The 24,938-nt window shown below is 49.8% G+C and carries 22 protein-coding genes and 1 tRNA gene; 13 read left to right on the plus strand and 10 right to left on the minus strand.

Going from position 1 to position 24,938, the window contains the following annotated elements; genetic code table 11:
• The first annotated feature begins 45 nt into the window (after positions 1 to 45).
• Positions 46 to 513, plus strand: a complete 468-nt coding sequence (gene bcp / locus MICA_RS09830) for a thioredoxin-dependent thiol peroxidase (RefSeq protein WP_041794560.1) — start codon at positions 46 to 48, stop codon at positions 511 to 513.
• Positions 514 to 577: 64 nt separating this feature from the next.
• On the opposite strand, the gene MICA_RS09835 is transcribed toward bcp, so the two are convergent.
• The gene (locus tag MICA_RS09835) at positions 578 to 1,258 is read right to left on the minus strand and encodes an alpha/beta hydrolase (protein ID WP_014103599.1); all 681 of its coding nucleotides are present in this window, start codon (positions 1,256 to 1,258) and stop codon (positions 578 to 580) included.
• Positions 1,259 to 1,459: 201 nt separating this feature from the next.
• Here MICA_RS09835 and MICA_RS09840 point away from each other — a divergent pair, with 201 nt between their 5' ends.
• The 4 genes from MICA_RS09840 to mnmA all read left to right on the plus strand — a co-directional run bounded on the left by MICA_RS09840 (position 1,460) and on the right by mnmA (position 5,972).
• Positions 1,460 to 2,596, plus strand: coding sequence for a cysteine desulfurase family protein (locus MICA_RS09840; protein WP_014103600.1), 1,137 nt, complete (start codon positions 1,460 to 1,462; stop codon positions 2,594 to 2,596).
• Positions 2,597 to 2,609: 13 nt separating this feature from the next.
• Positions 2,610 to 2,951, plus strand: a complete 342-nt coding sequence (locus MICA_RS09845) for a 2Fe-2S iron-sulfur cluster-binding protein (RefSeq protein WP_014103601.1) — start codon at positions 2,610 to 2,612, stop codon at positions 2,949 to 2,951.
• A gap of 151 nt (positions 2,952 to 3,102) precedes the next feature.
• Positions 3,103 to 4,707: an FAD/NAD(P)-binding protein gene (locus MICA_RS09850; protein ID WP_236619897.1), complete on the plus strand. Its 1,605-nt coding sequence runs from the start codon at positions 3,103 to 3,105 to the stop codon at positions 4,705 to 4,707.
• Positions 4,708 to 4,766: 59 nt separating this feature from the next.
• The gene (mnmA, locus tag MICA_RS09855) at positions 4,767 to 5,972 is read left to right on the plus strand and encodes a tRNA 2-thiouridine(34) synthase MnmA (protein ID WP_014103603.1); all 1,206 of its coding nucleotides are present in this window, start codon (positions 4,767 to 4,769) and stop codon (positions 5,970 to 5,972) included.
• Between the two features lies 1 nt (position 5,973).
• Here mnmA and MICA_RS09860 read toward each other — a convergent pair whose 3' ends face one another.
• Positions 5,974 to 6,690, minus strand: a complete 717-nt coding sequence (locus MICA_RS09860; RefSeq protein ID WP_014103604.1) for a type 1 glutamine amidotransferase domain-containing protein — start codon at positions 6,688 to 6,690, stop codon at positions 5,974 to 5,976.
• A 381-nt stretch (positions 6,691 to 7,071) separates the two neighbouring features.
• Between MICA_RS09860 and MICA_RS09870 the strand changes: the two genes are divergently transcribed.
• A tRNA-Met gene (locus MICA_RS09870) sits at positions 7,072 to 7,147 on the plus strand.
• A 118-nt stretch (positions 7,148 to 7,265) separates the two neighbouring features.
• Positions 7,266 to 10,241: a hypothetical protein gene (locus tag MICA_RS09875; RefSeq protein WP_014103605.1), complete on the plus strand. Its 2,976-nt coding sequence runs from the start codon at positions 7,266 to 7,268 to the stop codon at positions 10,239 to 10,241.
• Between the two features lie 22 nt (positions 10,242 to 10,263).
• Here the strand turns inward: MICA_RS09875 and MICA_RS09880 are convergent, their stop codons facing one another.
• A complete protein-coding gene (locus MICA_RS09880; RefSeq protein WP_041794040.1) occupies positions 10,264 to 10,698 on the minus strand; it encodes a hypothetical protein in 435 nt (144 codons plus the stop codon).
• Between the two features lie 491 nt (positions 10,699 to 11,189).
• Here MICA_RS09880 and MICA_RS09885 point away from each other — a divergent pair, with 491 nt between their 5' ends.
• Positions 11,190 to 11,426: a hypothetical protein gene (locus MICA_RS09885; protein WP_014103606.1), complete on the plus strand. Its 237-nt coding sequence runs from the start codon at positions 11,190 to 11,192 to the stop codon at positions 11,424 to 11,426.
• A 48-nt stretch (positions 11,427 to 11,474) separates the two neighbouring features.
• Here the strand turns inward: MICA_RS09885 and MICA_RS09890 are convergent, their stop codons facing one another.
• The 4 genes from MICA_RS09890 to MICA_RS09910 all read right to left on the minus strand — a co-directional run bounded on the left by MICA_RS09890 (position 11,475) and on the right by MICA_RS09910 (position 15,882).
• Positions 11,475 to 13,181: a bifunctional DNA primase/polymerase gene (locus MICA_RS09890; protein ID WP_014103607.1), complete on the minus strand. Its 1,707-nt coding sequence runs from the start codon at positions 13,179 to 13,181 to the stop codon at positions 11,475 to 11,477.
• Between the two features lie 266 nt (positions 13,182 to 13,447).
• Entirely contained in the window at positions 13,448 to 13,999 is a 552-nt protein-coding gene (locus tag MICA_RS09900; protein ID WP_041794044.1) for a hypothetical protein, read from the minus strand.
• Positions 13,965 to 15,140 carry a tyrosine-type recombinase/integrase gene (locus tag MICA_RS09905; RefSeq protein ID WP_014103608.1) on the minus strand — a complete coding sequence of 392 codons (1,176 nt, stop codon included), beginning with the start codon at positions 15,138 to 15,140 and terminating at the stop codon, positions 13,965 to 13,967. The genes MICA_RS09900 and MICA_RS09905 overlap by 35 nt, the downstream gene beginning before the upstream one ends.
• A 175-nt stretch (positions 15,141 to 15,315) precedes the next feature.
• A complete protein-coding gene (locus MICA_RS09910) occupies positions 15,316 to 15,882 on the minus strand; it encodes a hypothetical protein (RefSeq protein ID WP_041794047.1) in 567 nt (188 codons plus the stop codon).
• Positions 15,883 to 16,086: 204 nt separating this feature from the next.
• On the opposite strand from MICA_RS09910, the gene MICA_RS09915 reads away from it, so the two are divergent.
• A complete protein-coding gene (locus MICA_RS09915) occupies positions 16,087 to 17,895 on the plus strand; it encodes a retron Ec67 family RNA-directed DNA polymerase/endonuclease (protein WP_014103610.1) in 1,809 nt (602 codons plus the stop codon).
• A gap of 282 nt (positions 17,896 to 18,177) precedes the next feature.
• Here the strand turns inward: MICA_RS09915 and MICA_RS09920 are convergent, their stop codons facing one another.
• Entirely contained in the window at positions 18,178 to 18,555 is a 378-nt protein-coding gene (locus tag MICA_RS09920; protein ID WP_014103611.1) for a DUF423 domain-containing protein, read from the minus strand.
• Between the two features lie 162 nt (positions 18,556 to 18,717).
• On the opposite strand from MICA_RS09920, the gene MICA_RS09925 reads away from it, so the two are divergent.
• Positions 18,718 to 19,233 (plus strand): host attachment protein, encoded by a 516-nt coding sequence (locus MICA_RS09925; protein ID WP_014103612.1) that lies wholly within the window; start codon positions 18,718 to 18,720, stop codon positions 19,231 to 19,233.
• Between the two features lie 117 nt (positions 19,234 to 19,350).
• On the plus strand, positions 19,351 to 19,833 hold the full coding sequence (locus MICA_RS09930) for a DUF2147 domain-containing protein (RefSeq protein ID WP_014103613.1): 483 nt from the start codon (positions 19,351 to 19,353) through the stop codon (positions 19,831 to 19,833).
• On the opposite strand, the gene MICA_RS09935 is transcribed toward MICA_RS09930, so the two are convergent.
• Positions 19,834 to 20,556 (minus strand): alpha/beta hydrolase, encoded by a 723-nt coding sequence (locus tag MICA_RS09935; protein WP_014103614.1) that lies wholly within the window; start codon positions 20,554 to 20,556, stop codon positions 19,834 to 19,836.
• Positions 20,557 to 20,679: 123 nt separating this feature from the next.
• Here MICA_RS09935 and MICA_RS09940 point away from each other — a divergent pair, with 123 nt between their 5' ends.
• Positions 20,680 to 21,627: a bifunctional riboflavin kinase/FAD synthetase gene (locus MICA_RS09940; protein WP_014103615.1), complete on the plus strand. Its 948-nt coding sequence runs from the start codon at positions 20,680 to 20,682 to the stop codon at positions 21,625 to 21,627.
• On the opposite strand, the gene MICA_RS12160 is transcribed toward MICA_RS09940, so the two are convergent.
• Entirely contained in the window at positions 21,624 to 22,007 is a 384-nt protein-coding gene (locus tag MICA_RS12160) for a hypothetical protein (protein ID WP_148260467.1), read from the minus strand. The genes MICA_RS09940 and MICA_RS12160 overlap by 4 nt on opposite strands.
• A gap of 42 nt (positions 22,008 to 22,049) precedes the next feature.
• Between MICA_RS12160 and ileS the strand changes: the two genes are divergently transcribed.
• Positions 22,050 to 24,938, plus strand: coding sequence for an isoleucine--tRNA ligase (ileS, locus tag MICA_RS09950; protein WP_014103618.1), 2,889 nt, complete (start codon positions 22,050 to 22,052; stop codon positions 24,936 to 24,938).

The following is a 24,938-nucleotide window of genomic DNA, read 5'->3' on the forward strand; positions in this document are numbered from 1 at the left end:
AATGCCATGTTTAACCATACAGAGCCCCCACCGATGGAGAAAACCATGCCCGTACTGAAAGAAGGATCAAAGGCCCCCGCCTTTAAAATGCAGACCCAGAACGGCGATACCATCAGCCTGAAAGATTATGCAGGGGCACCATTGGTTTTGTATTTTTATCCGAAAGACGACACACCCGGGTGTACGACCGAGGCCTGTAACTTTCGCGATAATTTGCCGAAATTCAAAAAATCCAAGGCCGCCATCCTGGGCGTATCCCGCGACGCCGTGGACAAGCATGTAAAGTTCGCCCAAAAATATGATCTGAATTTCCCGCTGGCCGCCGATGATGATGGAACGGTTACGGAGAAATACGGCGTATGGGTAGAAAAAAGCCTGTACGGGAAAAAATATATGGGCATCGAACGCACAACATTTCTGATCGATGCGGATGGCAAGATTGCAAAAATCTGGAACAAGGTCAAAGTCGCCGGCCACGCCGATGAAGTGTTGGAAGCGGTCAAAGCACTTTAAAAAAATCAGCCAAAAAATAAAAACCCGGCGATGATGCCGGGTTTTTATTTTGTTTCGATACGGATTAAGCCGCGCTGATCAGCTTCGGCGGCACGACAACCTTGCGGCCCGCATCGGCGCGGTTCAGGTAATCGTGCATATGGCCAACCATCTGGTCGATACGGTCGTTGTAGAAGTGGTTTGCACCATCAACAACGCGGTAATCAACCTCAATACCTTTTTGCGCGCGCAGTTTCTGCACCAGCTTTTCGGCATGCGGTTCCGGAACGATGTTGTCCTTGTTGCCCTGAATAATCAGGCCCGAGGTCGGGCACGGGGCAAGGAAGGTGAAGTCATACATGTTGGCCGGGGGCGATACGCTGATCCAGCCACGGATTTCCGGGCGGCGCATCAGCAATTGCATACCGATCCACGCACCGAAGGAAAAACCACCAACCCACACATACGGTGCATTCGGGTTCAATTCCTGCATCCAGTCCAGCGCCGATGCGGCATCGGACAATTCACCTTCGCCACGGTCATAGATGCCTTGGCTGCGGCCAACGCCGCGGAAGTTGAATCGCAGAGTCGAGAATCCGCGTTCCACGAATGTCTGGAACATGTGGTACGTGATTTTGTTATTCATCGTCCCGCCATGCTCCGGATGCGGATGCAGGACGAGGGCCAACGGCGCGTTCGGCGTTTTCGCATGGACGTAACGGCCTTCCAGACGGCCGGCCGGCCCGTTGAAAATAATCTCTGGCATAAATTCCCCTGACTCTTCGGTCTTCTTTGTTTCGGTTCAAAACCGCTCGGAGGCCCCATACCCCCGGAAATCAACGGCACTGCCCCGATTTTCGTTTATCTCTGGTATGGCCCCGGGTATAGCAAGCCCCGCGCCAAAAGTCCAAAATTTTCCTGTAATTCATTGAATTTTATTGTTGATTCCCCTATTCTCCGGCCCGTCATGACCGACAATTTGAACAACGGACCCGTTTATCTGGATTATAACGCCACGGCGCCCACGCGCCCGGCGGTGATTGCGGCCATCACGGCGGCCCTGGCCCAGACAGGAAACGCATCATCGATTCACGGTTTTGGGCGTAAAGCGCGCAAGATGATTGAGGATGCGCGCACACAAATTGCCACCCTCTGCGCGTGCGATCGCAATTACGTCACCTTTACCAGCGGCGGCACAGAATCCAACAACATCGCGATCAAAAGCTTCACTGGCGCACGCATTCTGGTCAGCGCGATTGAACATCCATCCGTGCTGGAGGCAGCCCCGAGCGCAGAGCGCATTCCCGTCACGTCGTCAGGTGTTGTTGATCTTGCCGCACTGGAGCAGATGCTGACACACGGCGCGCCCGTGGCGTTGATCGCTGTCATGCTGGTCAACAATGAAACAGGTGTCATTCAACCGGTGGCCGAGATTGTTCGATTGGTCCGCCGTGTATCACCGCAAACGCGCGTGCATTGCGACGCCGTTCAAGCCGCCGGCAAAATCGCGATTGATTTCTCTGCCCTGCAAGTCGACAGCCTTGCTTTGTCCGCGCACAAGATCGGTGGCACGCACGGCGTTGGTGCATTGATCATCGCGCCCGGCGCGGATATCAAGGCCCTGATCCATGGCGGCGGGCAGGAAAAACGCATGCGCGCAGGGACAGAAAACGTCGCTGGAATCGCCGCTTTTGGCATTGCCGCGAATGAAGCGATCAAGGATCTGGAAAAAATCAAAACCCTGTCCGATTGGCGCGACCGGATTGAACGTGAACTCTCGGCCATCGAACCGCGTTTGAAAATTTTCGGGCACGATGCACCGCGCGTGGGCACCACAACGCAAATCGGCCTGCCCGGCATTCCGGCGGAAACGCAATTGATGGCGCTGGATCTGGCGGGCATTGCCGTTTCATCCGGTTCGGCCTGCTCCAGCGGTACGGTGAAGACCAGCCATGTGCTGAAAGCCATGGGCGCCAGCGACAATGACGCCATGGGGGCCTTGCGTATTTCCATGGGATGGGCCACAACAGCCGACGATATCGACCGTTTCATCGCCGCATGGACAACCATGCACGCCCGATTAAAAGACAAGATTAAAAGCTAGAGGACTGATACCCATGCCGACCATGACCTTCATCATGAAAGATGGAACCCCCAAAGTGGTGGACGCACCCAACGGCCTGTCCGTGATGGAGATTGCGCAGAAACATGATATTGAACAGATCGAAGGCGCGTGTGGCGGGTCACTGGCCTGCGCCACATGCCACGTTTATGTCCACCCGGATTGGTGGGACAAGGTTCTGCCCGACACGGGCGATGTCAGCATGGAGGAGGAAGATATGCTCGACCTCGCCTTCGACCTGCAAAAAACCTCCCGCCTGTCGTGCCAGATCATGATGCGGGACGAGCTGGACGGGCTGGTTGTCGCCCTGCCGGGTTCCAACCCGGCTTGGTCATAGGATTCGGGGTCCAAACCGGGCTGGTAACCCGGATTTTAGGCGAAATTCGCCATTTTTTAATCGTTATAGGGGAAGAATGGGCCTGATAAAACGGGCCCATTTCCTTATGTTAAATTTGCCACCCGCCCCCGATCCGGCGTATGTTAAGCCAATGACACACGCGCCAGTAACAAACGGGGCAGACCAGAACCAGACTCCCCCAACCATCGCCCTTCTGGGCGGTGGGCAGTGTGGCACAATCGCCCTGCACGATATCCTGTCCCATTTCGAAGATTTAAAAGCGTCCGACCCCACACTGCCCACGCCCAAAATCATCTGGGTGGATGCGAAGGGATTTTTTGGCCGATGCGCCGCGTTTGACCCCGATCAACCTGATTGCCTGCTGACCAGCGGCCCGGCCTATGCGTTGAAGCCCAGCCTGTGCGCGCCCGACGCGTTCACGCAATTTTATATGGCGCACCACCCCTCAGCCGATATGAACCAGTGCGTACCGCGCCGCATTTATGGCGAATTCATGCGCGATCTGACCACCGACACGATGAACCGCGCGCAAGCCCAGGGAATCACGATTGAAACCATCACAGCACGCATCGATGCCGTCACGCGTGATGATCGCGGCGTTCTGACCCTGTACACCGATAGCGGCGATACAATCCGCACGCATCATCTGATCGCCAGCCCCGGCCCATCGCGCAACACCGCCATGGATCATTTGCACGGCGCACCCGGGTTCATCGCCAATCCGTCGGATATCGCATCGGTGCGCGCATCCGGTTTGGATTTTAATGACCCAAAATCCACCATTCTGTGTTTTGGCCCCGGCAATTCGTTTTTTGACGGTATCAATCTGCTGGAAAAGGAACTGGGATATCGCGGAAAATACATTCTGGTCAACGCATCAAACCGCACGCCGTGGTCGGTGGGACCGGATCTGGATGAACATGATGGCCTGCCCTATCACTTCACCCATTTCGCGACGCAATCCATGCCCGCCCGGGTCAGCTTCGCCACACTCAAGGCCGCATTGGATCGCGATCTGGAAGATTTGAAAGACCCCGAAAAAAACCCACGCGGATTTGGACCGGAATATCCGATTTATTATATCGCGGCCTATGCCATGCAATATTTCAAAAGCTGGGCCGATCATCACAAACCCGATGCCTTGACCAGAGGACAAGCGGAATTGGCGTTCCAGCAATTGCAGGATGATGCGACGATGCAGTTGAAATGCATCTCCGCGCCCGAGGACATTGCCCTGTACCAAGATTTGCGCGCGCAAGGGCGATTGTTTGAATCCCATGGCCGCATTGTGATGGATCAGGTCGCATCCGCCGCCCGTGGTTTTTCCGTGCCCGTTCGATCCAATCTGGACCAGGGGCTGTATAATGTGCGGGTCGCGGGTTTTATGAACTGCAAACCGTACCATTCGAACTGGGACACACCGGTCCGCGATGAACCGGGCAATTTGTTACGCCAGATGGAACGCGATGAATTGATCCGCCGCGCGCCCACCAACGGGCACGGCCATGGTGAACGGTACGACACGGCCCACGCCCGCGACCACGGCATCAGCGTGGTGGGCAGCAGCATGAGCCCCATCTGGGGCGTACATTTAAGCGCCGCCCAGGTCAATATCGCCGCCCGCAACGCCCTGAACGGGGCCATTCGGGCCGCGCAGCGTGAGCAGAACCCACAGGGCCCCTCTTCCGGTCCACCGCCTGATTTCGGGGCTGGGTTTGGCAGCATGGCCTATTAAAGCCCTCACATTATGGCAAAAACCTTGCATTTCTGCGGAAAAACCCTATATTCCGCCCCATGAGCCAGATTCAGCCAAATTCCCTGGGCATCAACAAAGCCCCCAAAGACACCCGCGTGGTCGTAGCCATGTCGGGCGGGGTTGATTCATCCGTTGTCGCCGCCTTGTTGGCCGAGGAAGGGTACGACGTCGTTGGCGTGACATTGCAATTGTACGACCACGGCGCCGCGCTGAAAAAAAAGGGCGCGTGCTGTGCGGGCCAAGATATTTACGACGCCCGCCGTGTGGCCGAGATGAAGGGCTTCCCCCATTACGTTCTGGATTACGAAAGCAATTTCCGCGAACAGGTGATTGATGATTTCGCCGATTCATATTTGCGCGGTGAAACGCCAATTCCGTGCGTGCGGTGTAACCAGAGTGTGAAATTCAAAGACCTTCTGGCCGTTGCCCGCGATTTGGGCGCCGATTGCATGGCCACGGGCCATTATATTCAACGCAATGTAAACCCGGATACGGGCCGCGCCGAGTTGATCCGCGCGCATGACCATGGCAAGGACCAGAGCTATTTCTTGTTTGCCACGACACAAGAACAATTGGATTTCCTGCGCTTCCCGCTTGGCGGCTGGACCAAGGATGTCACGCGCCAGCATGCCCAGCGTTTAGGCCTGATCACCGCGGATAAACCGGATTCGCAGGATATTTGTTTCGTACCAAACGGCGATTACGCCGGCATCGTCAAAAAAATGCGCCCGCAGGCCCAGCAACCCGGCGACATCGTGCACATTGATGGCCGCGTGGTTGGCCGGCATGAGGGTATTGTCGGCTACACCATCGGCCAGCGCAAAGGATTGGGAATTGGCGGCGGTGTCAGTGAAAATAACGATCCGCTTTATGTCGTGCGCATTGACCCAGCCAGCAACCGCATCATTGTCGGCCCGAAGGATGCCCTGGCACGCGACATACTGAATTTAAAAGACGGCAACTGGTTGATCGACACACCACCTGCACCCAGCGCATCACCCACCTGCGCATTGGACGGCGAAGGTGTGGACCATATTCCAGTGATGGTGAAATTCCGGTCTGTCATGGCCCCGATTCCGGCCACCCTGCATCTGGATCATGAAGGCCATGCCCGCGTGCAATTGAACGACGCGCAGTACGGCATTTCCCCGGGGCAGGCCGCCGTCTGCTATATCAATGACCGCATGATCGGCGGTGGGTGGATTGAATCCACCGCACACAGCGATATTCCATTGGCGGCATAAATCAGGCCGCCCGCTGTTTCCGCTGCACATCCAGTGCGGCGATCATTTCCTCGGCCACCGCGCGGGATGATGCGGGGTTTTGCCCCGTCACCAAGCGCCCGTCATGAACGGCAAAAGCATGAAAATCATCGCCCCGTTCAAACCGCGCACCCAATTGACGCAACCGTGATTCCAACAGGAAAGGCACAGCCAGATCGAGCTCAACCGCCCGCTCTTCACTGTTGGTGAACCCGTTGACCACGCGCCCCTGGACCAGCGGCACACCACGTTCATCCACAACGCCGATCAGAGCATTGACACCGTGGCACACGGCCCCGATCACGCCGCCCCGCGCCCAGATGGTGGACAAAATAGATCCCAACACGTCATTGCCCGGCATATCCCACGCCGCGCCATGTCCGCCCGGGATGAATGCCCCGACATAGGCATCGACATCCACCCGGTCGATGGATTTCGTGGTCGATAATTTTCGCATGGCCTTTGTATCGTTCAAAAACCGATCCACGGCGGGATCATTCTCGCCCGTGTCCTTCAGGCTGGCGGGATCGACCGGGGCCGCGCCACCACGGATCGACGCAATGTCGACATCATACCCGGCCCGAAGCAGGGCATAATACGGCACCGCCATTTCTTCGAAGAAAAACCCGGTCACGCGCCCGGTATCACCCAGCCTGGAATGCGAGGTGAGAATAAAAAGCACTTTATCTTTGGTTGTCATACTGGCCTCCACAACGCTGCACACGTCGATCCGCCCTACCAAGTCAGGTAGCCCCACCCTGGCGAACGGCAATGGCCGCCCCCTTAACCACCTCAACCGCCCGGTTTTTTTAAGGTTCAACCCCGCAATTTTCCGCCAAAAACCACCACCCCACAGGTCAGACCGGAAAAATACGGCGCCATGCTTGACATTTCCGCCGCCCCGCGTCATAAAACCCCCCGTTGGCGGCGTAGCTCAGCCGGTAGAGCAGAGGAATCATAATCCTTGTGTCTCGACCAGAGCATCGCCGAATGCCTTGTCAAACCAAGGCGTTATAGACTATAAAAACCCCGTCTCCTCTGTAGGGTAACACAGGGGTAACGAATATTGATTTTGCACCATGGCGGTGTAGCTCAGCCGGTAGAGCAGAGGAATCATAATCCTTGTGTCGGGGGTTCAAGTCCCTCCACCGCCACCATTCAATCATTCTTTCATAGCAAAATGAACTTCTGCGCGCATGAGTGCAGGGGCTTCCGCACCAATAGAGCAATACGCTATTGTCATTGCATTTTAATTAGCACAGAGATTAGACGCCCATGACTTTTATAAAAGAGCTTAACAAGCCCCTCACTTACTACTGTCATGTAAAACTGTATATGAGACGATGGAAGCGTGGAAAGCATTTTTACAAAAGCTCACTATCCAATATTTTTTCAGTAATTTGGTTAGCGACCGCCATCACTGCAATAGTGACATATGCATACCCTATCGGCGATTACCTTTCAAACGAGGCGGTGAAAAACTACAACGACTTTCTCATCACATCAATACCAACTCAAGCCGCCGTGGTAGGTATTATTATACCCATTATCTTCGCGCTAGTTGAACAGCTATTCAAAAATCAAGATACTTTTTTTAAAGCATTTTTGTATTGGTCAAAGGTTATTCACCTTACAATCAGCAGCCTCTTGCTCGTTCTATTTTTAAGCATACAAATTGTGCTATCAATTAAAATAACCGCCGCTACATTTTGGCTATCATTTTCATGGTTCTCGCTCAACCTTATTGGAACAATTCGTTTGGTTCTCGTCTCTCTATCATTTTTCTTTCCTGCGAGGAGATTTGCGTTACTTTTAAGTTACATTGGCGAGATTTTACTGCCCGCAGAAATTAGAAGAAATTTAGATGTGGCCGTAAAGTCGACGAAAGACACCAAAGCGCTATGTTTTCAAGGCTTCATTCAGAACTTATATGACAAAATAATTTCTAACGGCACTGATAACGAGAAAAGAGACACTCCTAAAACTAAAGAAATTTTGCATCACTTAAGCATCCCGGCTCTAGAAAGCATCAGAAACGGCGCACATGAAGACTTTCAGGATCAGTTAAAATTTTTAATAGACGCGCATACCTATCTTATAACCAGAAGTGGCGTATCAGGTAATACAAACGACAATTACGCAACCCTTTCCACTTCACCATTTTGGGGATGGGGAATGGCACAGTTCATGGATTGGAATAATCCCTATAGACAAATCATAACTGAATGTGTTGCTAAAATCGAGATCGACAGCAGATTTTATGAAACATACTGCTACTACTGTATTCGAGGAATATATGAAAGAATTGTAGATTATTCTCCTCAAAGGATTACTGGAAATGCTGTTGAGTGGGCAACAATGGCTCATTACGTTTTAATGCATCACGTTTTCAAACAGGCTATTTCAAATCTGCCAACACCACCCATACCCGGAGAAGAAATTACACTCCCAACTCATTTGAAGAACACATACATATCAGCCATAAAAACTTATATAAGCGCATGGGAGAGCCTCAAACAGGAAATCACTTTTCATTTGGTGGCAAAAGAGCAGCCTATTGAAAGAAAGCGGTTCAAAGATTTAGATGCTCATCTAAAAGAAAATGCATACTCAATTTGTCGATGCGTTTCAAATGGCGACAAATGGGGGGCTCTCTGGCTTATAGATACTCACTTACGTTGGAATGAGCGTTTATATCGCATAAGCCAAACCAATTATTGGCAGAAAGGAAGCCTTGAAATATTTTCAAGGAATTTCCACGACCTTATAGAGGCACCAGAATCCCTAATCGGTGAAGAACAAAAGATTCATGCTGTAATAATAACCTATAACTTATGGTTTGATACAACATTAGCATTATACGGTCTCTTGTGGGGACACTCCGATGAAAACGATACATCGTTTCCAAAAGAAATTGCATCTTCATTATACCACCAGAGAACAATTGATAATGTTTCTCGTACACCGGGCTTGTATGGACAACTATCCGACGGCTTTGATTTGCTCTGTAGTTTCATTAGAATAAAGAGCTCTCGTCAGTACGAAGCAAGCATTACAGAAAAACTTGGTAGAGGCTTTAACAATCCTTTTGATAGCAGCAAAATTTCGGGCAGAGTGTACGTCAGCGGAGGAGGAAACTATATATATGAAACATTTTCTAATTTAATCCTTTCCTACGCGTACAAAGTCCAAGAGCGACAATTTTTATTAAGCCATAGAATCGATGGTTTACTGCCTGAACTCTCAAAAAACGCAGACCAAGCGCATAATGTATCAACGTCCCTGCAAATGCTTATTGGGACTATAGAACGTCAAAGCACAGAAAAAATCAAAGACATCTATTTGTTCAATCACAATAAGGAAATTAGTGCTGCGCAAGCAAAGTACTACAAGCGCACAATCATAATTCATATCAAAAGCATCAAGGATCGTATCAATAATCGCTATATAAAAGTTTTAAAGGAAACGCCCATTTCGCAAAGACTAATAGAGATAGAAAGAGGTCGGGCAGAGGTTAGAATTTTCCAAGAAATTCAGCACAAGTTTCCTGTAAGTTTATTCACGACATGCCATAGCGTTAACACAATAAACCCATTGGAAATGATGATAAATGCTCGAATCGGAGGATGCCCAAAAGAAATTTTTGTTGAACATCAGGCCTGCATTAAAACCATGCCGGATGGCTCCTTGGATTCCTATACAGACACATGCCTTAACGAAATACTGAAATTACCGCTATCCCTTGCTCTACAAAAGCTTGGAAAAGAAAATTATACCCCCAGAACACCCTTGGACTTCTGGAAGAATTTTAAGGCTGCAGTTAATGAAGTTAAACAAAATGGCTATACACCAATTATATTAGACAGCACCACATATTTAGATTTTTTAAACAGTTGGGAGCACAACATCGGCGATCAGGTCGGGATTAAACCTATCGATTTTGGCCACAATTTCCAGCAAATCTTCCAAGAAAAATATGGGGAGAATTACAGAAAACACCTTTATAATGAACCCGTCTTCGCATGGAGATCAGCAGATACAAATTGCTTTATAATCTTAGGAAAAGAGCAGCTAAAAGAGGCCATGTACAGAAAATATGCAGACAACACTCACCTCTCACTGCACTATCAGTTAGATAATGAAGAGAATTCTGAAGGAATCGTAGAATATAAATGCGAATATGATGTAAGCGTTATTGGCACTAGAGCGCACTACATAAATGTAGAAGCGCTACAGGAAACAGATTATTAAGATCGGCAACTTACGGATCACCTCAATGTTCATTACATAGTGGAGTATCACCCCACTTCACCACGTAATCCCAGATCAATTTTCGCTCAGCATATAAAATAAATGGCGTTAAGAACCGATCATCCTCAATATTTGGCGAAAAAATAGCGGCGTATATATTGGTCAAATCATCACCTATTGTACGGTTAAAGCGATTACCACCACTATGCTTATGGAACTTTCCACCGACTTTGGAAGCTTGAAAAAATTTCTGAAGCCTCTTCCTTATACTTTGTGATTTTCCATGCGTTTCGCCTATATAAATAAGCTCCTGAACATTTGGATGCGCGACACCTGACGGCTTCTCTTCAAACCGTGCAATTATGTACAGGCCAGACCTATTAGCGTCCGGAATGGTTTTCACCTCATACCACGCATACCACTCTGAAAATATGACATCTGGCGTTTTAATCGACAAACTCCCGCGCGGTGCGCCCCCGCTCAAAACTTGACTGGTGATCGGGGAGTTTACAAATCGTCAGAAACGATCCTTGGGCTTTTAGCCGGAGGCTTGGACATAGCCCAAGCTCCCCGACCATACGGTCAAGGACGCACTGTTTTGGTCAGCGCAACCATTCTGACGGGTTGTAAAGCCCGGAAGCCGTGCGTAGCGACTTCATGGATGAGAGTAGTTTGATTTCATCAGGAATGGAAGACCGAACGCTCCCAGCAGATTCCATAGGCCATCAAGAGCGGAAAAACAGGGTGTTTGAATACCCACACGTTACCCGACAAGCCGCCATACCCGGCCAAACGCCAATAAATGAGCGTATAGGGCCCTCTAGAAAGCCTGACTATCAATCACCGTGTCGAGTTTTCTCGCCCGTGTGCGGAGGTTTTCACTGACGCACGCCAGAGCCTCATCTTAATTTCATCGCTGTAACCACATCCAGCAAAGGATAGCTGATTATGGATAATGAAAAAACTGAAGAGGTAACACTCAAACAAATATGCAAAGAAAAGAAGCTGGACCCGCGCCTGTCGCGCATGCTGCTCAGGGAAGCAGCCAAGGATGCGAAGAAATACCCCAACATATCCAAAGGCCGCGCAGTCAGGGCACCGTGGGCATGGGCAAAGGGATCAAAAGGGCTGGATGAAGCGCTGGCTGTCCTGAAACCCGTTGAGAGCCAAAAGACAGCCAGTTAGTTTAGTCAGGTCGTGCCAAAACTGTTTGCACACTCATTTTTGGCACGACTATTTTTTTAACATCCATTTTGCCTTTGGCCCCTTGCCTTCACATTCCGCGATTTCGTTTAAGGCACGTTGGACAGCACGCAGACTACAGGCGATCCCTTCGTTCTGCACCTTAACCATCAAAATTTCAGCCTTCATTGGCCCCGCCATTAGGTGTTGGCGCAATACGAACTGCAAATATTCCTGCTCACTAGGTCGACCAGGTTCCCTAGGCTTGTTCAAAGCGTCAGCCGGAAAGTCCGTTTCTCTTTCCCAAACAAACTTAGGAACATCATCGCGACCACCACCCTCAAGCGAAAAGGTAAGGGTTTTTCCGTACTCACCCAGATTTGTTTTAACATGACCCATTGCCTTCTCTTCGTCGTCATCAGGTGCCTTCCCCACTTGAAGGACAGACCGTGCCCGCGCAGCAAACCCAACCGAGCCAATCCCGCGCTTTGAGGCATCGTCATTATTCGCTTTTGTGAGGTGGCGAACGCCGATAATGCAGCAGTCATACTCACGAGCGAGCTGGTCAATGTCTGTCATGAATTGAGTAGAGTCATTATAACGATGCATATCTCCCGTCATATAGGTCAAAAGCGGGTCAATAATAACCAAATCTGGTCGATATGAGCTTATCTCTGTTTCAAGCAACTCGATCCCAGTTTGGTCCATAGGGACAAACTTTTCTTGAAACCTGATTTTGTTTTCACTCAAATCCGCCCCGCACTTTTCTAATCGAGGACGTAACCCTCTTGCAGGATCATCTTCAGGATTCAATATGAGAACCCTACCCGCCTTTATCTTTTCCGAGCTAAAGGGCAGCGTCCCACCTGATGACGTTAGGGCGGCAAGATACATGGTCAGATAAGATTTTCCCTGCCCCGGCGCGCCCTCAATAATTGTCATGCACCCTCTAGCCATATAAGGAAACCAGAACCATCTGACTGGCTCTTTCTTGACACCAGCCATATCAGCGTACGTCTTTTCATGCCCCTCAGCATAACGGGCACTGCTATCGGCAATTTGCAGAACTTCGCTTTTTGACAGTGGCAACTCACATAGCGTTCTATTTAGTCCCAATAAAGATTTTTGGAGCAAATCATCATTGATCCCCTTACGTCTTAAGGTACAGGCAATTTTGAAAAGCGTTTCATTTCGAGCCCCCTCACCGACATTGCCCGAAGCCTCTACCTTGCTGTCATCCGAGCAAAGAATAGCCTCGATTTTTTCCAAATGATGGCCCTTAATCGGCTTGATAGCTCGCCCATTGCCCCACTTATACCCGCCTGCCTTGATTTTGCTTGGCGGCAAAACCAGATACCGGCTTCCGTCATCAGCCATAAGATCCAGATTTTTCAAGATCCCAATCTGGCTTTTAGACACCTTACCAGCAAAATATCGGTGGCTTCCATTATTAGGCGTCACTACTTTGGCCGTAAGGATACCCACCCCAAGAGAGTTGTAAGATTCCTTCCCGGCAGAACCATCAATATCCAGAACAAAGGTGCCTGTAGGAGGTATCCCCCCTACATTTGCACTGGGATATTGCTTGAACCATTTTTTTATGGTGCTCGCATCTGACGTTGCTTTTTCTGGCCATTTATTTAGTAACGGCTCCTTGCTTCCCTGCTTAAGAGGATGGATGCGCCACCCAGCTTCGGCATAAGCCAATGCAGCAATCAGCACCCGATCTGAGCGCATTTTTTCTGTAATCTCTATCATTGCACACCCCCACGCGCAGCAAAGCGCCCAGAGAGATACTCATGGACCTCATCGGCCTTCCAAAAGACCTTCTGTGGTGACAGGTATCCGCGCTTAGGAAACGCGCCAATTTTCTCAAGATAGAGAAGATGGGAGTTACTAAAACAGATTCCGAGTTCGTATAAATCGCGACGGGTTAGTATTTGTAAATTTGACATGTAATTTCTCCTTTCATCAGGAGCAATTACCGTCTTTCCAAAAAATTAGCGATTTCAATAAATACAATATTATTTTTTGGAGTTTCTAGAGGTTTTTTTACACTCTGGATAAAGCCTATGTAGACAAGCTCTAATGGTGCCATCACTAGGGATCTTAACACCTTTCTTTCTATGAAATTCTGCTACATGGCTAATAACCGCTATAGCTTTGATATCTTTTAAGGGCAATTTTGCTTGCCTATAATTCCTTGTTACATACTCTGCAATAATATCATCTAGATCATATAGCCTAGGACGCCCCCGCGTATCATTCTCAATCTCAAGTTTGCAACGGTAGTAATCTCCTCCTGAACTAACACAGCCAGAGTGAGCAAAATCAAACTCCTCTATAGAAAAAGGAGGGTCTATGTAGCCCTGCTCCAACCTCATCGAAACTTTCACGCGCCCATAATCCCAAATTTTATTAAGTGCGACCTTGTAAACTTGACGCGCTTGATCGCGAAGATGAGCCAGCTCTTTTTTACGCTCTGAGTAGTAATATACAGCCTCATTTGAATATGAGGGGACGAGCTCTTTCCCAATAAGGTTAAAATATTCGTCTAATGTTATTAGCTCGCTCATTTTGTATATCCTCTATGTGTATGCCCCAAATTTCTAAAGCACGTCTCTTTTCATCATCATAGCCATACCGATTGTACACTCCCGTAACGCTGGAGAATGTACCCGATATATGGTTCAGTACCTTTTCTACAACGTATGGCGAGACCTTCAACCGGGCCATTCCAGAGGCCACAGTGCGGCGTATGTCATGGATAATCCAACCGCTCACACCGCTTGCATCATCAAGCCGGGCCTTAACTCGACCGAATCCCGAAACCGGGGTCTTTCCAGTCGTGGTAAACACAAGGTCAGAATGCAAAAACCTCGGTACAGTTTCAAGGATTTTTAGGACCTGAGACGACAAAGGAACAGCATGCGCATGACCATTCTTTGATCTCTCCTTAGGAATTGTCCAGATTTTGTCCTTCAGGTTTATTTCGCTCCAGCGCATATCAGAAACCTCGCCTTTGCGCTGACCAGTCAAAATGAGAATTTTGAGCAGTGAGCCGAAAGGATAACCCATCTTGTCCGCCTCACCCCATATCAAGGCAACCTCATCGTCAGACAAAACACGGTCACGAGGATTTTCTTTCGCAGGTTTGGAGATATACAAAACAGGGCTGTTTTCGATATACCCTCGCTCAGCACACCACTTAAAAAACTTGCTGACACCCGCCAGCACCCGGTTGGCCTGTATGGGCGCATTTCGGGCTACTATTTTATCCAATAAGGCGATGATATTTTCCCGTGTGATTTCTCGGATATCAAGCGGCCCATATTCCTTGATAAGGGTATTTGCCAAACGCGCTTGCGTTCGCTGCCAGTCCTTGTTTTTCTTTTTGGCGTACAGCTCTATAAAGTTATTGAAAACCTGCTCGACCGTCATCACCTCTGGCTTTTTATCTTCCAACGATAGACCTTGAGATATTAGCCTTAGCTTGTCCCTTGCTGCATCACGCGCTTCAGCCAAAGTTATAATAGGGTAACGCCCCAAGGATATACGCCGCTGCCTACCCTTATCACGGCACATTACAAAGAAGGTCTTCTGACCACCTTTGGCCACCCTCATGCCGAAGCCCGGAAGAGATAAATCCCAAAGTTCTTGCCTTTTGAGATCAGCCTTAATCGAGGCTATTTTTTTGTCGGTTAGAACACAGCGCATGGTTTGGGCACATCCTTTCGCCAAAACCATAAGACAGCTTTTTCTATATCTCAAAGAAAACGGCCTTTGAAGGCTCCGCAGGGGCTATAAAAACCTGCAAAAACCCGACAGAAATAGATAATAAAAAGGCCCGCTTTATTCAGTATTTCTCCATTATTAAATGGAAAAAATAAATTTAGGCGCGCTTCTGCGATAACTTTCTAATTGTATAAAGCTGACTCAGCATAATTTGTTTTAGCCTACCAGTGCCTTCACTTTTGGCAATCAGCTTATAACGATTAATTTGTTCCAAATATTTTTCATGAAGCCCTATTTCTTGGAACTCATCAAGCCAGCCTGCAGAATACATAAACGCCTCGATAAGCTCCATCTGGACACTCTGCTCTTGAAACAGGCAACTATAATTCTTGGCGGCAAAAAAGAGAATTGCAGCTAGCTGCATCTCAGTTACGTCATTTATCTCAGATAAATCACCACGGTCCGCATGCTTTAGAAAGCCATGCTTCATACCCATTTCGCGCTTAAGTGCCTTTAATTGGTCGAGACCAGAACTTTCAAGGGTCAGTCCATAAAACGTCTTGTCTTTTATATTGCCTTTTCTAGCGAGGTCCTCCGTAATCACAAAAACGCAAGACGCTATGTTGTATATAGGAAGATAATCTCCATCTTCAAAAAACCACCCTATCGCTGCGTCAAGCTGTCGCCGCGCCGCTTGTTTTTTACTAATTTTCTTATTTTCCATACCCTAAAAGCCTTTAAATTGTTGTCCCTCAAACCTAAGCCATGTATAAGAAACGCAAAGGCTTACGGACAGAAATTTGATTGTGATTCGCAATCTATGAAAAAAATGTTAGGCAAGTAAGCTGCTACATTCAACCCGCATGCTATGATGAGGGCACCCCCTCAGGCAAAAGAGTGTCCGTAAGCCATTTTTCTGAGAATTTAAGTGTCAAAACTAGCAGCATTAAAATCAGCAAATTCTGTATCTGACTTAGCACGATTGTTAAAATCAAAACCGGATACGTTTGCCTATTTTTTATACAAAGTCCCAGAAAAAAATAAGTACACCAGTTTTTCCATTCCCAAAAAGACGGGGGGAGAAAGGAAAATTGATGCGCCAAGTGACCAGCTTTCTTATATTCAGAAACAGCTCGCAAAATACTTACAAGACTGTATAGAAGAAATTGGCGAGCTTGAAAAACAAAAATTGGGAAAGAAGAAATTCTCATCTGCCGCCCATGGATTCACAAAAGATCGATCCATCATCACTAACGCACGCCCTCATCGGCGAAAAAGGTGGGTGTTAAATTTAGATTTGAAAGACTTTTTTCCAAGCATTAATTTCGGGAGAATACGCGGGTTTTTTATAAAAAATAAAAACTTTAACCTCGACCCAGACGTAGCAAGCGCAATTGCCCACATATGTTGCTACGAAGGAAAGTTACCGCAAGGGAGCCCCTGCTCTCCTATAATATCTAATTTAATTGGTCATTTATTAGATGTTCGCCTCATAAAAATTGCAAAGAAGTATTCCTGCACATATACACGCTATGCCGATGATATAACATTTTCATCCGATTTAAGAAAATTTCCAAAAGAAATCGCACATAAAAAACTGTTTTCTAAAAAAAGCTGGGAACTAAGCAACAGCATCAAACAAGAAATAGAAAAGTCTGGATTTTTCGTAAATGAAAAAAAGACCAGAATGCAATACCAAGAGTCAAGGCAGGACGTCACAAGCCTCGTAGTAAACAAAAAGGTAAACGTAAAACGAGAACTGTACAAAACGCTAAGGGCACAATGCCATACACTCTTCCGCACTGGTGGGTGCTACGAAATTGCTTATCAGAGACCTGAAAATGAAAAAATTTCTTACCTACAAAGAATACTCGATAAAATTTTTTATAGGCCGAAAAAAATAAAAGAGAAAAAAGAAGATAGGAAATATAAAACCTTGGATCAAATCCAAGGCATGCTGAATTTCGTATATCAAGTTCGACATGACAGAGATAAAAAATTAGGAATCGCAGAAAGAAAAGAAATCGAGTCTTCAATTAAATCACTATATAGAAAGTTCTTATTTTTTATAAACTTTTACTACATTGACAGACCATTGATAATCTGCGAGGGAAAAACAGACCCCATTTATTTGAAGTGCGCCCTCAAATCATTACACCTAAAGTATCCCGGCCTAATTGAAAAAACTTCAGAAGGCTTTGATTTTAGAATTAAATTTTTTACTTATTCTGATACAACCCTAGACATTTTAAACTTGGGTGGCGGATGTGGCGACCTCGCAAAACTAATCCGAGAGTACAATGAAAGTTGTACCCCCTATAAATGCAGTGGATTGCTACACCCCGTCATTATTATCGTCGACAATGACAATGAGCCCACAGAGAAACTGTTCCCAGCCATCAAGGGAATTACACACTCTAAAACGCCGATATTGGGAGATAAGCCGTTTTATACGGTAACAAGAAACTTATACGTCATACCAATTCCCCAAAAAAATGGAAAATCCACCTGTATTGAACACTATTTTGAGGAAAGCGTTTTTGACAAAGATATCAATGGAAGGAAGTTTCATCCGGATAAAGGGCCAGCAGATGGTTTTAGTTGTAGCAAAAATGATTTTGCTGAAAAGATCATTTGCAAACAGCAGGGCAGCATTAACTTTTCCATGTTTAGCGATATATTCGATAAAATCGTAGACGTGACTATTCATTATCGCACCCGCCGATCATCACCATAAACACTCGTATACTTGCCGCAGGGTGCGGGCAGGGTAACAAACCCTAGCTATTTCAACTTATACGAACTCGTTAACAGCAAACAGAGGAAGGAATCAAATTCCAATAAACTCAACATATTAGCCCTTTGATCCTGTTAATATCGAACAATCCCTAGAGTAACGGCGGCTCAATCATAATCCTTGTGTCGGGGGTTCAAGTCCCTCCGCCGCCACCATTTTTTAAAAAACCCCGCAATATTTGCGGGGTTTTTTAATGGGGGTTTTGTGTCTATCACACTCGATCTATCGCGCCGCGCGGATGGCATAAAGGAACAGTGAGAGCCAGCCAGCCATCAGGCTGAGACCGCCCAAAGGCGTACCGAGTGTCAGGCCGGCGGCTTGCCAGTATAGCGACGCATAAAGCGTGCCGCAGAAAATCAGCGTTCCCACTAAAAACAAACACGCCGCGACTATAAGAATGCGTGATGGTACCGCGCGGGTCATGCCGTACAAAGCCACAGCCAAAAGCACGATGCTATAATTCTGATGATACCGAAGCGCCACATCAAATCGTTCGACCATCGCTGCGGACCAGTCACCAACCAGCAGATGGTCGCCCGCCGCCCCCAGAACGACCGAAAAAAATCCAATCAGGGCTGTCGCGCACAATATCAATTTCATCAGGCTTTCCCCTTGTCTGTCGCACGCTGAAAACGCACCCCGTTATAACAGAAAAATAAGACCAAAAACACTGCACAACCGCCCCTCTGGCCAGTGGGGGTTTATGCGCTATCCTCCCTTGTGTGGCTTTACATTTTATTTTGCAGCGAAGGAGAGCGGATCATGAAACTGACCGGGCAAATTGCCGAGCAAAATCGCGGTGTTACGGCACCACCCATGGCCCTGCATGCCGGCATCAAATCACCGCGCGTATGGATTGTTGTTGCGGATAAACACGGCGCGCGTATTTTCGAAAAAATTGACCGACATTTGAAATTGATTGGAGAAGCCTCACCGGAACAAAATTTGCAATCTGAACTGAACAACAGAACAATCGGGCGGTCATTCAGCTCGGGCGGCGGCACCATTCACCATAAATTCGAACCGCATATGGAGCAGGAGCGCGCCAGCGCACTGGATTTTGCACACGACCTGGCCGTTTTTCTTGAAGACTCCGACACGGCGCGAAAATTCGACCGTATCATCCTGGTCGCAGCACCTCGTACCTTGGGCGACTTGCGCGCTGCGATGAGCAAGCAGGTGCAGCGGTCCATCATTGCGCAGATTGACAAAAATCTGACCAAACTGGATGAACGCGCCTTGGGCAAGGCGTTGGAGGATGTTTTGTGGCTTGGATGAATATACCCGTGCCCCCCACGGGTAAAAGCTCGCTTTTGACTTTTACCGGGAAGGGCGTATCCTTTGCCTGTCCTGTTTCAAAAGGGCATAAAACGAAGAAAAAGAAGGATCACCACCATGTTACCAATGCGCACCATTCTTGCCTCCGGTCTTTTTTCACTGCTGATCGGATTGACGATGACACAACCCGCCCGTGCCGAAGCCGACCCAACAGGATTATGGCTGACCCAGAACAAACGTTCGGTCGTTTCGGTCGAGCCCTGCCAGGAAAACAAATCCATGATGTGCGGCTACATTCATTGGATCATTGAAGGCGGGATGCAGTTTGACGATAAAAATCCCGACGCCGCCTTGCACAATCGCCCAATGTGCGGTCTGCCGATTATCTATGGTCTGAAAAAATTGAGCGCGAATGAATGGGGCGATGGCAAGATTTACAAGGCTGACGAAGGCGATGTGTACGACGGCCAGATGGAAATGAACGATGACGGTACATTGGCCGTCAGCGGTTATGTCGGCATCCCCCTGTTCGGCAAGGAACAGACATGGACCCGCGTAAACGCCAGTGATTATCCGAAGTGCAAACGCGCCAAGCGTTAATTACGGGCAAAGCTGATCGCGGATAAAATCCGCAATCACCGCACGTGATGCGGTGCTGGTATAATGACCGAGGCCGGGAACGACGCGATGCGTCGCCCGGCCTTTGGTATAAGCGGACACCGCGTTAAACGCCGCCAAATACGCCGCCACGCCAAATTCCGGATCATTGTCACCATGAATCATCAAGGTCTGTGGCGTCGCCGTCATCGCCGGATCATGGAAGAAAATACAGCTATGCCCCACCAGTGCGCCCAGTTCCGCCCCGCGCGTAAATCCCGTGAACAGCGCAACACCGCCGCCTTGTGAAAACCCCATCAACGCCACATCGGCATCCGATAGCCCCAGCAAATCACGTTGCGCATCAATAAATTCATTCATCACACGCGCGATATTGACCATGCGCGGATACAGCGTTTTCAGGTCGCCATCAATCGCAAACCATTGACGCAGCATCGCGGGGTCGTTGCCATCATTTCCGGCCAGAACCTCCTGCGGGATGTGCAGGACATCACCATTATGTTTGCCAATCCCATGCGGAACCACCAATTGTTCTGGCCCATGCGGCGCCACAACCAACGCATCAGGAATCAACGCACAGACAGCCAGCGCCATCTTGTCCATATATTTGGCATTGCGACCATAACCATGCAGGAGCACCACCAGCTTCTTCGCCTGGCCACTTTTGGGGCCATGGGCAACATATTCCAGATCGGCACCGTTCATATTTTTACTTCCCGCTCTTGCATATTGGCCTGTCCCCTATTACCACAGAGAGTATATAAGACGTTTTCCCCGCCTTACAACGCCATTCCCGTGCAGGCAGGGGCGGTATGATAAGAGAATTTTATGGATCAGTATCAGTCTTACACCTCCCTGCCCGACTCCGCCCGGAACGCCGTGGTGGTGATCGGGAATTTTGACGGTGTCCATCGGGGGCATTGCGGGCTGTTTGACGCGGCCCGCACCATCGCTAAAAACACGGGGCGCAAACTGGCGGTCCTGACTTTTGAACCGCATCCACGCCACATCTTCCGGCCCGATGACCCGCCATTTCGTATTACACCTGCCGGGGTAAAGGCGGACCGTCTGGCGGCCCATGGTGTTGATATTTTGATCAGCCTGAATTTCGACTGGCCCTTCGCCAGCCAGAGCGCCGACCATTTCATCCAGCATGTTTTGAAAGACGGGCTGAACGCCGCACATGTTGTGGTGGGGCGTGATTTCCGTTTTGGTCAATTGCGCAAGGGTGACGCCGCCATGATTGACGCGGCGGGCATCCCCATCACCGTGATGGATAAAATCGCCGACGATGATGATGGTGACGACATTTCATCCACCCGCATTCGCCAAGCCCTGGGCACCGGTGATATTGCCGAGGCCAACGCGTTGCTCGGCTGGGATTGGGAAATGCGCGGCGTGGTGGAACAAGGTGATAAACGAGGCCGCGAACTGGGTTTCCCCACCGCAAACGTGCCATTGGGCGATACCTTGCACCCGGCCTATGGCGTGTATGCGACATGGACGAAAATTGTCGAGGACGGGCCGGATGCGCCATGGATCGCTGGCGCCACCAATATCGGCATCCGCCCGATGTTTGAGTTGAAGGTTGGACGGATTGAAAATTATCTGTTCGATTTTAACCGCGATATTTACGGCAAGACTTTGCGCGTCCGCCCGGTTGCCCGCCTGCGCGGCGAGGCGAAGTTTGACGGGCTTGACGCCCTGATCGCGCAAATCAAACAGGATTGCGATCAGGCACAGGATATCTTAGGGAAGGCGCCGCCCTGCAATTAACGAGCGTGTAGAGCGGGAACAATAAATTTTTTGTTTTCCAGAGCACGTGTTTGTTCTTGAATCGCCCGCGTTTGCTCTTCAACCGCCTTTGTATTTTCTTGGATCTCCTCTTTGACCGAGCATGTGTTGATGGCAAATGTCAGCGCCAAGGCCACTGTAGAATAAGCCATATGCTTGAGCGCCAGCCCATCCAGGAATGTTTTAGCGTCTTCCGTCAGATTCACGTCTTGTTTATCGCCCACGAGCAGCCCTCTTAAATTATGAAAAATAATGACTGTTTGCAATCTGAATGGCCCAATTATGCAAAGAAAAACTTTTTGCCCCTCAAAAATCAAGGCAAAACCGGACCAAAACCTTGATTTTCTGCGGGTTTTTGGCAATAGTGCCCCCTTCATCCATTTCAGAATTTCAAGGGCGCGAAAATGAGCGACGCGGACAAGTACAAGGACACCGTCTTCCTGCCGAAAACGGATTTCCCGATGCGTGGGGAATTGCCGAAGCGCGAACCCGAAATTTTGAAAAAATGGCAGGACATGGATCTGTACCGCGCGACCCGCGCAACATCCGCCGGGCGTCCGAAATGGGTGCTGCATGACGGCCCGCCCTATGCCAACGGCGACATCCACATGGGGCACGCGTTGAACAAGACATTGAAAGATGTCGTCAATCGTTTTTACCAAGCCATGGGCAACGACTCCCCGTACGTCCCCGGTTGGGACTGCCACGGTCTGCCGATCGAGTGGAAGGTGGAGGAGCAGTACCGCAACGCCGGGAAAAACAAAGACGACGTGGACCCGATTTCCTTCCGCGCCGAATGCCGCGCCTTTGCCCAAAAATGGGTTGATGTACAAAGCGCGCAGTTCCAGCGTCTGGGCGTCAACGGCGATTGGAAAAACCCGTATTTGACCATGACCCACCGGGCCGAGGCCGGGATCGTCCGCGAAATTCACAAATTCGCCACCAATGGCGGATTGTACAAGGGCGTGAAGCCCGTGATGTGGTCGACGGTTGAAAAAACAGCTCTGGCCGAAGCCGAAGTGGAATATAAGGAACACAAATCCATCACCGTATGGGTAAAGTTCCCGGTCCGTGGGCAAGCCAATACATACGTTGTCATCTGGACTACCACGCCGTGGACCCTGCCGTCCAACCGCGCCATCGCATTTGGTCCGGCAATGGATTATGCCGCCTATACCATCACAGCGGTGAAGGACGAGGCGCGCGCCAAAGTGGGCGATACGCTGATCCTGTCCACAAAACTGGCCGATGATGTCAAGGCGAAAGCCCATATCGAAGAATGGACGCAGGCGCCTGTATCCTTCGACCTGAGCAAAACCGTGTGCGACCACCCGCTGCACACGCAGGGTTACGATTTTGACGTACCCGTTCTGGCCGGTGATTTTGTCACCGATGATACCGGGACCGGGTTCGTGCATATTGCCCCCAGCCATGGTGAAGACGATTACTGGCTGTACATGAAACATTTCGGCGCGAAGGATATTCCCGACAACGTCACCGATGACGGGAAATTCCGCGACCATGTGCCGTTGTTTGCTGGGATGGAAGTGCTGACCGACAAGGGCGAGATGGGCGGCGGGAACTTCGCCGTACTGAAAGCCTTGGATGAGGCTGGCGCGCTGCTGGCCAAAGGGTCAATCAAACACGAATACCCGCACAGCTGGCGGTCCAAGGCCCCAGTGATTTTCCGCACCACGCCGCAATGGTTCATCACCATGGACCAGCCGATGAACAACGGTAAAAAAGTCCGTGATCTGGCCATCGCCGCGATCAAGGACACCCGGTGGGTCCCTGCCAAGGGCGAAGCCCGCATCACCGCGATGATTGAAAACCGCCCCGACTGGTGCATTTCCCGTCAACGCGCCTGGGGCGTGCCGATTGCCCTGTTCGTGCACAAGGACACGGACGAAGTGTTGCAGGATGCCGACGTCCTGTCCCGCATTGCCGATGCGTTTGAACGCGAAGGCGCTGATGCGTGGTGGAAACATGACGCGCAATATTTCCTGGGCGGTCAGTACAAGGCCGAGGATTACCACCAGGTGTTCGACATCGTCGATGTCTGGTTTGAATCCGGCTCCACCCACTCCTTCGTTCTGGGCGACACCAAAACATGGCCGGATTTCGCCGGCGTTGGTAAAGCCGATTTGTATCTGGAAGGATCGGACCAGCACCGCGGCTGGTTCCACTCTTCCCTGCTGGAATCATGCGGCACGACCGGGCATGCGCCGTATAAAACGGTTCTGACCCACGGCTTCGTGCTGGACGACAAGGGTTACAAAATGTCCAAATCCTTGGGCAACGTTGTCGACCCACTGAAGATGATGGATGAACACGGCGCGGATATTATCCGCCTGTGGACCATGTTGTCGGATTACAGCGAAGATATCCGTATCGGCAAAGATACGTTGAAGGTCACAGCCGATTTATACCGCCGTATCCGCAACACGTTCCGTTATCTGCTGGGCGCGCTGGACGGGTTTGATAAATCCGAAATGGTGCCGGAAGCGGACTACAAAACCATGCCGGAACTGGAACAGCTGGTCCTGCACTGGCTGGCCGAAATGGATCGCGATGTGCGCAGTCATGTGGCCAATTATGAATTTGGTCGTCTGGCGCACCGTCTGCACAATTTCTGTGCGAACGAACTCTCCGCCTTCTATTTCGACATTCGTAAGGACCGCCTCTATTGCGACCGCCCGGATTTGTTTGAACGCCGCGCCTGCCGCACGGTGATGGCAAAGGTTTTTGATTGCCTCGTCACATGGCTGGCCCCGATTTTGGCCTTCACCGCCGAAGACGCGTGGAACTTCCGTCCGCGTGGTGTGTTTGACCAGGATCTGGACAGTGTCCATTTGCGCACCTTCCCGGTTATTCCGGCGGCATGGGGCAATGACGCGCTGGCCGCGAAATGGAACGCGCTGCGCGATGTGCGCCGTGTCGTTCTGGGCGCGCTGGAACCCAAACGCGCCGATAAAACCATCGGCTCGTCACTGGAGGCACACCCGGTTATCTACCTGAACGCCGACATGGCCAAGCTGGTCGCGGGCGTTGATCTGGCGGAATTGTGCATTACATCGCAAGCCACCGTGAAAACCGACACCGCCCCGGCGGATGCGTTTACGTTGAACGATGTGGCCGGTGTTGCCGTTGTCTTCACAAAAGCCGAAGGCGGAAAATGCCAGCGCAGCTGGCGCATCGTGCCCGATGTTGGGTCAAACCCGGAATATCCGGATCTGTCGGCCCGCGACGCGGACGCCGTACAATGGTATCAACAGAACAAGAAAGCAGCGTAA

This window comes from Micavibrio aeruginosavorus ARL-13, assembly GCF_000226315.1.
Classification (GTDB): domain Bacteria; phylum Pseudomonadota; class Alphaproteobacteria; order Micavibrionales; family Micavibrionaceae; genus Micavibrio; species Micavibrio aeruginosavorus_B.

Coding starts and splice junctions, on each gene's coding strand:
- MICA_RS09925 (WP_014103612.1), top strand. CDS start 18,718: ATGAAACTGACCGGGCAAATTGCCGAGCAAAATCGCGGTGTTACGGCA.
- MICA_RS09860 (WP_014103604.1), bottom strand. CDS start 6,690: ATGACAACCAAAGATAAAGTGCTTTTTATTCTCACCTCGCATTCCAGG.
- mnmA (WP_014103603.1), top strand. CDS start 4,767: ATGAGCCAGATTCAGCCAAATTCCCTGGGCATCAACAAAGCCCCCAAA.
- MICA_RS09920 (WP_014103611.1), bottom strand. CDS start 18,555: ATGAAATTGATATTGTGCGCGACAGCCCTGATTGGATTTTTTTCGGTC.
- MICA_RS09910 (WP_041794047.1), bottom strand. CDS start 15,882: ATGGAAAATAAGAAAATTAGTAAAAAACAAGCGGCGCGGCGACAGCTT.
- MICA_RS09905 (WP_014103608.1), bottom strand. CDS start 15,140: ATGCGCTGTGTTCTAACCGACAAAAAAATAGCCTCGATTAAGGCTGAT.
- MICA_RS09890 (WP_014103607.1), bottom strand. CDS start 13,181: ATGATAGAGATTACAGAAAAAATGCGCTCAGATCGGGTGCTGATTGCT.
- MICA_RS09900 (WP_041794044.1), bottom strand. CDS start 13,999: ATGAGCGAGCTAATAACATTAGACGAATATTTTAACCTTATTGGGAAA.
- MICA_RS09935 (WP_014103614.1), bottom strand. CDS start 20,556: ATGAACGGTGCCGATCTGGAATATGTTGCCCATGGCCCCAAAAGTGGC.
- MICA_RS09850 (WP_236619897.1), top strand. CDS start 3,103: ATGACACACGCGCCAGTAACAAACGGGGCAGACCAGAACCAGACTCCC.
- MICA_RS09845 (WP_014103601.1), top strand. CDS start 2,610: ATGCCGACCATGACCTTCATCATGAAAGATGGAACCCCCAAAGTGGTG.
- MICA_RS09885 (WP_014103606.1), top strand. CDS start 11,190: ATGGATAATGAAAAAACTGAAGAGGTAACACTCAAACAAATATGCAAA.
- MICA_RS09930 (WP_014103613.1), top strand. CDS start 19,351: ATGTTACCAATGCGCACCATTCTTGCCTCCGGTCTTTTTTCACTGCTG.
- ileS (WP_014103618.1), top strand. CDS start 22,050: ATGAGCGACGCGGACAAGTACAAGGACACCGTCTTCCTGCCGAAAACG.
- bcp (WP_041794560.1), top strand. CDS start 46: ATGCCCGTACTGAAAGAAGGATCAAAGGCCCCCGCCTTTAAAATGCAG.
- MICA_RS09940 (WP_014103615.1), top strand. CDS start 20,680: ATGGATCAGTATCAGTCTTACACCTCCCTGCCCGACTCCGCCCGGAAC.
- MICA_RS09840 (WP_014103600.1), top strand. CDS start 1,460: ATGACCGACAATTTGAACAACGGACCCGTTTATCTGGATTATAACGCC.
- MICA_RS09835 (WP_014103599.1), bottom strand. CDS start 1,258: ATGCCAGAGATTATTTTCAACGGGCCGGCCGGCCGTCTGGAAGGCCGT.
- MICA_RS09875 (WP_014103605.1), top strand. CDS start 7,266: ATGACTTTTATAAAAGAGCTTAACAAGCCCCTCACTTACTACTGTCAT.